Origin of the sequence: Methylopila musalis, from assembly GCF_042679725.1 — a bacterium.
Taxonomy (GTDB): Bacteria; Pseudomonadota; Alphaproteobacteria; order Rhizobiales; family Methylopilaceae; genus Methylopila; species Methylopila musalis.
The window spans coordinates 1-1,398 of the sequence record NZ_JBHTMX010000350.1; the positions used below are offsets into that span (position 1 = coordinate 1).

The 1,398-nt window shown below is 75.4% G+C and carries 1 protein-coding gene and 1 pseudogene; both read right to left on the reverse strand.

Annotated elements, in window-relative coordinates; translation table 11 throughout:
• Nucleotides 1-588, reverse strand: a pseudogene (locus ACFQ4O_RS17545) (hypothetical protein); the annotation flags it as partial.
• Nucleotides 588-1,398 (reverse strand): DUF58 domain-containing protein (locus tag ACFQ4O_RS17550; protein ID WP_378777664.1); only part of this gene is annotated, 811 nt, incomplete at its 5' end. The gene ACFQ4O_RS17550 and the pseudogene ACFQ4O_RS17545, both read right to left, overlap by 1 nt.

The window sequence follows — 1,398 nt, forward strand, 5'->3', positions numbered from 1 at the left end:
CCGGGCGTGGAACGGCGGCCAGGCGCGGCTCCACGCCAGCAGCGCGAGCGCCAGCAGGGCGGCCGCCGCCGACCAAAGCACCGCCGTCTGCGCCGGGCGCAGGCTGATGCGCTGGGGCGCGGCGTCGGGGCGCAGATCGTACTGGGTCTCGCCCGAGGTGGCGACAATGGGGCGCAGCGGCGAGGTGATGTAGGACCAGCCGCCGGCCTTGAGCTCCCTGCGGCCGCCTTTCCCGTCCACCACCGACAGCGCCATGGGCGGCACGGTCTCAGTGCGGGTTTCGAGCGCGGAGTAGAAGGTCTGATACTCGGCCGCGATCTCGTAGCGCACGCCGCCGCCGGGCGCCGCGCTCTGCGACACGTCCAGCCGGCGCAGGTCGAGGGAGTAGGTCAGCGCGCCGGTCTTCGGCAGCGAGGCGGGGTCGAGCGTGTAGGGCGCGTCCGCCACGAAGCTGGTCTTCAGGGTGAAGACGTCGCCCAGCAGCACCCCGAACGGCTTCGGCCCCGTGGTGCGCACGTCACGCACCTGGGCGGCGACGGGAGCGGCGGCCGCGACGGCGAGCGCGAGAACGAGAGCGGCGCGGCGCATCACACGCCTCCCGAGAGCAGGTAATCCGCAAAGGCGTCGGGCTCGAACCGGTCCACCAGATCGAAGGCCGGGCGGCCGTAGCGCCGGAAGGCCGCGTCGAGGGCGGCGCGGCGCTCGCGCGCCTGCGCGATCCAGCGCTCCCGCAGCGACCGGCGCATCAGGACGAGCCGGCGGCGGCCGGTCTCCAGATCCCGCGTCTCCACCAGGCCGAAGCGCGGCAGCCGCGCCTCCACCGCGCTGGAGCGCACCACCACCGGCGCCACGTCGTGGCGCCACAGCCGGCCCATCAGCTCGGACAGCTCCGCCTCCGGCATCAGGAAGTCCGACACCACGAACACCAGCGCCCGGCGCTGGGGCAGCTCGTCGGTCGCGGCGATCATGCTGGCGACGCCCCGGCCCTCGCCCACCTCGTCCACGAGCCGGGCCCAGACCTCGTCGGCGACGCCCCGACGGCGGGTGGGGCGGATGGCGAGGTCCTCGCGCGCGGACGGGCCGGCGGCGATCAGCGCGAACCGGTCCTGCCCGCGCACCGCCGCATGGGCGACGGCGGACACCAGCTCCGCCACCGGATCGTCCTCCCGGCCGCCGCGGCCGAAGGCCATGGAGCCCGACAGGTCCAGCAGCACGAACACGTCGATGCGGGCGCGGTTCTCGAACCGCCGCACCTTGATGCCGCCGAGCGGGTCCAGCAGTGAGGCGCGCATGTCGATGCGCCGCGCGTCGGGGATTTCGAGGATCGAGGCGTGCCGCAGGAACGCGCCGTTGGCGCCCGCGCCGGCCGCCCGGTGCGCGCCGGGGGCGACGCCCCGC